We start from the raw sequence: 5,234 nt of genomic DNA, 5'->3' as shown, positions 1-5,234 counted from the left end.
TGCCGCTCGTGATCCGACAACACCAGCTCGGCCAGCCTCGGCCCAGGACGTCCCATGCACTGACCAACGACGGATCAAGGACTCAGGACACTAGCGTCCCTCCCATGAAACGCAATCACCGGAACGGGCGCTGTCGCGGCGTTGGCGCTCGCCGCCCTCGTCACCGGAACCGGCGCCGGGTTCGCCGCCACGACCGCGCCGTCGGCCACACCGGCGGCCACACCGGCGGCCACGCGGACCTTCCAAGGCGCACTCCCCGCACCGACCGGCCCCTACGCCGCCGGCGAGGACGTCATCCACCTCACCGACGAGAGCCGTCCCGACCCGTGGGTGCCGTCGTCCGGCCCCCGCCAACTAGCCGTCACGATGGTCTACCCGGCCGTCCCCGGGACCGGCACTCCGGCCCCTTACACGACCCTCGCCGAGGCAGCCGGAATCCTCCAGCGCCGGAACGTGCCGGCGAGCTCCGGCGTCACCCCGCAGACCCTTTCCAGCGTCACCACCCACGCCTTCGACGGCGCGCGGCCGCAGCGCGGCAAGCATCCGCTGGTGGTCCTCTCCCCCGCGTTCGAGAACCCGCGCATGACGCTCACCTCGCTCGCGACCGAGCTGGCCAGCCACGGTTACGTCGTCGCGCTCGTCGGCGACACCAACGGGGACAGCGGTGAGACGCTGGCGAACGGCCGGACACCGCCGTGCGCGATCTGCGGTGACCCGACGAAGGTCGACTCCGTCCCCGCCAACCGTGCGCTGGACGCGTCCTTCGTGATCGACCGGTTGACGCACGGCAACACCGCGTGGCCCCTGGCGCACCTCATCGACAAGCACCAGATCGGCATGGCCGGACACTCCATCGGCGGAGCGGCGGCCGCCGACACGATGGTCGCCGACCCGCGCGTACGGGCCGGGGTGAACCTGGACGGCGCCTTCAAACCGGCCCCGGCGCCCGGCCGGATCGACCGGCCGTTCCTCATGCTGGGCATCACCGACAGCCACTCGCCCAGCGGCACCGACACCACGTGGGGGGACGCCTGGGCGGCCCTCGGCGGCTACAAGAAGTGGCTGACGGTCGCCGGCGCCGACCACTTCAGCTTCTCCGACCTGGACCTGATCCAGGAGCAGGCCGGGTTCCCGACGCCGCCCCTCTCCCCGGAGCGCGGGGTGGCGATCACCCGCGCGTACGTGACGGCGTTCTTCGACCGGACGCTGGAGGGGATCCCCAGCCCGCTGCTGGACGGCCCCTCGGCGGACAATCCGGAAGTGGTCTTCCAGGACTAGTTCAGCGCCCGTGCACCCACCCCCGCGTCCTGAACCGGGTGGCCCGCCAGGGTGTGTCAGACACACCCTAGGACAGCCCCAGGCCCCGGCGGATCGCGAGCTCCACCGGCGAGTAGGCGCCGTCGGCCCGCTCCAGCTCGTACGGTGCGGCCGGCATCAGCGGCGGCTGGGCCATGAAGCGCGGCCGCCGCCCGTGGTGCGGCTGCGCCGCGTGCACCAGGAACGGGTGGCACAGGTAGACGTCGCCCGGGGAGCCGGTGGCGAAGGCGACCGGCCGGTGGTCGGAGGCGGCGACCAGGGCGGGGGCGAGCGCCAACCCGCTCGCGCCGTCCTCCCCGTACTCCGCCAGCACCTTCGGCGCGTCGAGGTGCGAGCCGACCCTGATCCGGGTCGGGGCGTCCTCCTCGCCGACCTCGCTGAACAGGAACAGCATCAGCAGCGCCCGGTCCCGGGAGCGCAGGTTCGTGAAGTACCAGGTCTCGCCGGCCGGCAGGTAGCTCCCCTCGATGTGCCAGCCCGCGTCGTCCGGCTCCTCCGGGTGCGGGAAGCGCAGCGGGAAGGTGCCGAGCGAGTAGCGCGGCTCCCAGCGCCCGGCACCGACCAGCAGGTCGTACGCGTGGTGCAGCGCCGGGGAGTTGGGGGCGGCGGCGAACGGGCCCTGGGCCAGGCCGCCCACCCGGTGGACGGGCTGGGTCCAGGTCGCCGGGTCGTCCGGGTCGCAGCCCGTCTCGCGCCACAGCAGCCGCTCGCAGTCGGCGGCCACCCGGGGCGCGACGGCGCCCTCCAGCTTCACGAAGCCGTCGCGGAGGAAGCGGGAGGTCAAGGTCGTGTCGTCCATGCCCCCATCCTGCGGCGCCACCGGCCCCGGTGACCCGACAGAAGCGGTGCGGGGGATGTCGGGTGACCGGGGCCGGTGGGAGGGGTGTCGGGCCGGTACCTTGTTGGCATACCTTCAGTACGTCAAGGACAGGGGGCCACGATGGCGCAGGGAGTGCGGGCCCGGCAGCGGGAGCAGACCCGGCAGTCGCTGCTGCGCGAGAGCAGGCGGCTGTTCTCGACGGAGGGGTACGGCGCCGTGGGGCTGGCGGAGATCGTGGCGGCGGCCGGGGTGACCAAGGGCGCGCTGTACCACCACTTCGACAGCAAGACCGCGTTGTTCCGCACCGTGCTGGAGCAGGTGCAGCAGGAGGTGGCCGAGCGGATCGCGGTGACCGCGGACGCCCGGGAGGAGCCGTGGGAGCAGCTGGTCGCCGGGTGCGAGGCCTTCCTCAGCACCTCCACCGACCCGTCGGTCCAGCGCATCCTGCTGGTCGACGGGCCTGCCGTGCTGGGCTGGAGCGAGTGGCGGGCCATGAACGAGGCCACCTCCGGCCGGCACCTGGCCGATGTGCTCGCCGTGCTGATCGCCGAGGGGACGATCCCCGCCCAGCCGGCCGCGCCGCTCACCCACCTGCTGTCGGGTGCGATGAACGAGGCGGCCCTGTGGCTGGCGGCCTCGGGCGGCCCCGACGACCTGGCGGACACCGTCCGGGCGCTCACCCGACTGCTTGAGGCGCTGCGCGCGCGGTGAGCCGGGACGGCTGCCGGTGGCGGTGCGCGCAGGGGTAGCAACCGCCTTGGCCGCGGCGGATGTTGTTGAGCATCGGGGTGCCGATGTGGCCGCACCGGGTGCAGCGGCAGCGCCACTGGTCGCGCACCCGGCCGGGGAAGGGCTCCAGCGGCTCCATGCCGACCGCGCGCATCTCGGCCACCGCGGCGGCCGGGTCCACCGGGGCGCGGCCCGCGCAGGTGAGGCAACCCCCGCCGCCCGCACGGATCTTGAACAGCCGGGGGTGGACGGTCCGGCCGCAGGGCAGGTGGCGGCAGCGCCAGCGCACCCGGGCGCCCGGGTAGGGGTCGAGCGGCTCGTAGCCGGCCGCCCGCATGTCCGCCTCCGCACGCTCCTGGCCGGCCGCGCGGCGCCGACGGCCGGCGGCGGTACGCCCGCACTCGCGGCAGCCGGCGCTCCGGCCGGTGCGCACCAGGGTGAAGGTGGGCGCGACGCGGTGGGCGCCGGCGGTGCAGCGGCAGTTCCAGGCCACGTTGGCGCCCGGGTAGGGCTCCAACGGCTCCAGGCCCGCCGCGCGCATCACCGCGGCCGCCGTGTCGGGATCGATTCTTCCTGCCATGGCACCTCTCCCCTTGGGTCCCTCGCAGTTGTCGGTACGACGTCGACGCGGACGCCGTTGGGGTCCACGACCGTTCGCCCGCCCCCGGTGTCCGCCTCCAGGACGATCCGCACCGCGCGCACCGGCCGCTTCCACTCCTCGGGCGCCTCCGGGTGGGACGGGTCCACGAGGGTGAGTTCGACGGGCTGGGGGGCGGGGCGGCCGAGGACGAGACACCAGGGCGCCTCGCGCACCGTCTCGAAGCCGAAGCGCCCGGCGTAGAACGCGCGGGTCTCGTCGAGGCGGGACGTACAGATCACCGGACGGAAGCTGGCCAGCATGGACGGCATCCCCATTCACGTACCAACGGTATGTCAACTGAACCTATTTGCGTACCGTCGGTATGTCAACACGGTCGGTGGCGGCCATCGCCGGACACGGCACGGCGGACGGCGTCCGGACATGCGCCGACGGCCGGTCCCGTCCCGGACCGGCCGTCGGGCGCTGCGGCTGCGCCGCCGACCGGCGCTACTCCACCGCGGCCACCACCGGCTCCGCGCCGGCCTCCTCCTCCGCCCCGGCCCCCGCCGGCGGGGCCTTGATCACCAGGACCACCAGCACCGCGCTGGCGAGTGCCAGCACGGCCCCGATCCCGCCGATGACGTTCATGCCGTCGGTGAACGCGGCCCGGGCGGAGTCCAGGAACGCGCCCGCCGCATCGGCGGGCAGGCCCTTGGCCGCCTCCACCGCCCCGGCGAGCGTGCCGGCCGCGTCGTCGGACACCCCGCCGGGCACCTCCACCCCGGCCCGGTAGACGGCCGCACCGAGGCTGCCGAGCAGCGCCACGCCGAGCGCCATGCCCAGCTCGGTGCTGGTCTCCGAGAGGGCCGAGGCCGCACCGGCCTGCTCCGGCGGGGCCGAGCCGACCACGATGTCCGTGCCGAGGGCCACCAGCGGGCCGCCGCCCGCGTAGACGAAGGCGAAGCCGGTGACCACCTGGGCGATGCCGGAGGTGCTGTCGGCCGTCGCCAGCATGACGTGGCCCAGCGCCGACACCGCCAGACCGGCCGCGACGACGTACGCGGGCCGCACCTTGGCCGCGGCGATCGGGGAGACCACCGAGGTGACGATCAGCGCGAAGGCCGCCGGCAGCAGGTAGAGGCCCGCCGTCATGGGCGACAGGTCGCCGACGAGCTGGAGGTACTGGGTGACGAACAGGTAGGTGCCGCCCGCCACCAGCATGCTGACCAGCAGGGTGGCCAGCGCGGTGCGGAAGGTGGGGCCGGCGAACAGCCGGAAGTCCAGCAGCGGGCTGGCCAGCGTGCGCTGGCGCCGGACGAAGGCGCCCGCCACGGCCAGGCCGACCACCAGGGCCAGCACCGGCAGCACGCCCGCCCCGCCCTTGGCGATCTCCTTGAGCCCGTAGATCACCGGCAGGATCGCGCCGAGCGACAGCAGCACGCTGGCCAGGTCGAGACGGCCGGCGTTCTCGTCGCGGTACTCCGGCAGCAGCACCGGGCCGGCGATCAGCAGCAGCGCCATGATCGGGATGGCCAGCAGGAAGACCGAGCCCCACCAGAAGTACTCCAGCATGGCGCCGCCGACCACCGGGCCGAGCGCGATGCCGACCGAGAACATCGTCACCCACACCGCGATGGCCATCCCGCGCTGGCGGGGGTCGGGGAACATCGTGGTGATCAGCGCCAGCGTGGAGGGCATCAGCGTCGCGCCGGCCACCCCGAGCGCCGCCCGGGCAGCGATCAGCGCGGCCGGGTCGCTGGTCCAGGCGGCGACCACCGAGGCCACCCC

Annotated in this window: 6 protein-coding genes; 2 read left to right on the top strand and 4 right to left on the bottom strand. The window is 74.2% G+C overall.

All coding sequences use genetic code 11. From position 1 onward, the window contains the following. The first annotated feature begins 141 nt into the window (after positions 1–141). Positions 142–1,278 carry an alpha/beta hydrolase family protein gene (locus ACFWXO_RS44720; RefSeq protein WP_380532845.1) on the top strand — a complete coding sequence of 379 codons (1,137 nt, stop codon included), beginning with the start codon at positions 142–144 and terminating at the stop codon, positions 1,276–1,278. 67 nt (positions 1,279–1,345) lie between these two features. Here the strand turns inward: ACFWXO_RS44720 and ACFWXO_RS44715 are convergent, their stop codons facing one another. Continuing rightward, positions 1,346–2,116, bottom strand: a complete 771-nt coding sequence (locus ACFWXO_RS44715) for a phytanoyl-CoA dioxygenase family protein (protein WP_380532842.1) — start codon at positions 2,114–2,116, stop codon at positions 1,346–1,348. 141 nt (positions 2,117–2,257) lie between these two features. Between ACFWXO_RS44715 and ACFWXO_RS44710 the strand changes: the two genes are divergently transcribed. Further along, positions 2,258–2,848 carry a TetR/AcrR family transcriptional regulator gene (locus ACFWXO_RS44710; protein ID WP_380532839.1) on the top strand — a complete coding sequence of 197 codons (591 nt, stop codon included), beginning with the start codon at positions 2,258–2,260 and terminating at the stop codon, positions 2,846–2,848. On the opposite strand, the gene ACFWXO_RS44705 is transcribed toward ACFWXO_RS44710, so the two are convergent. The 3 genes from ACFWXO_RS44705 to ACFWXO_RS44695 form a co-directional block, all read right to left on the bottom strand. Then, the gene (locus tag ACFWXO_RS44705; protein WP_380532837.1) at positions 2,814–3,446 is read right to left on the bottom strand and encodes a hypothetical protein; all 633 of its coding nucleotides are present in this window, start codon (positions 3,444–3,446) and stop codon (positions 2,814–2,816) included. The genes ACFWXO_RS44710 and ACFWXO_RS44705 overlap by 35 nt on opposite strands. Then, positions 3,407–3,781: a glyoxalase gene (locus ACFWXO_RS44700; RefSeq protein ID WP_380532834.1), complete on the bottom strand. Its 375-nt coding sequence runs from the start codon at positions 3,779–3,781 to the stop codon at positions 3,407–3,409. Before ACFWXO_RS44700 ends, ACFWXO_RS44705 begins: the two co-directional genes overlap by 40 nt. 172 nt (positions 3,782–3,953) lie before the next feature. Beyond that, a partial coding sequence (locus ACFWXO_RS44695) for an MFS transporter (RefSeq protein WP_380532831.1) occupies positions 3,954–5,234 on the bottom strand: 1,281 nt, incomplete at its 5' end.

This window comes from Kitasatospora sp. NPDC059088 (assembly GCF_042738155.1).
Lineage (GTDB): Bacteria > Actinomycetota > Actinomycetes > Streptomycetales > Streptomycetaceae > Kitasatospora.
Note: the sequence above shows the minus strand (reverse complement) of the source record. Positions and strands in the feature narration are given on the sequence as shown.

Bases quoted from the DNA above. Each gene is read 5' to 3' on its own strand.
- ACFWXO_RS44715 (WP_380532842.1), bottom strand. From the start codon at position 2,116: ATGGACGACACGACCTTGACCTCCCGCTTCCTCCGCGACGGCTTCGTG.
- ACFWXO_RS44710 (WP_380532839.1), top strand. From the start codon at position 2,258: ATGGCGCAGGGAGTGCGGGCCCGGCAGCGGGAGCAGACCCGGCAGTCG.
- ACFWXO_RS44705 (WP_380532837.1), bottom strand. From the start codon at position 3,446: ATGGCAGGAAGAATCGATCCCGACACGGCGGCCGCGGTGATGCGCGCG.
- ACFWXO_RS44700 (WP_380532834.1), bottom strand. From the start codon at position 3,781: ATGGGGATGCCGTCCATGCTGGCCAGCTTCCGTCCGGTGATCTGTACG.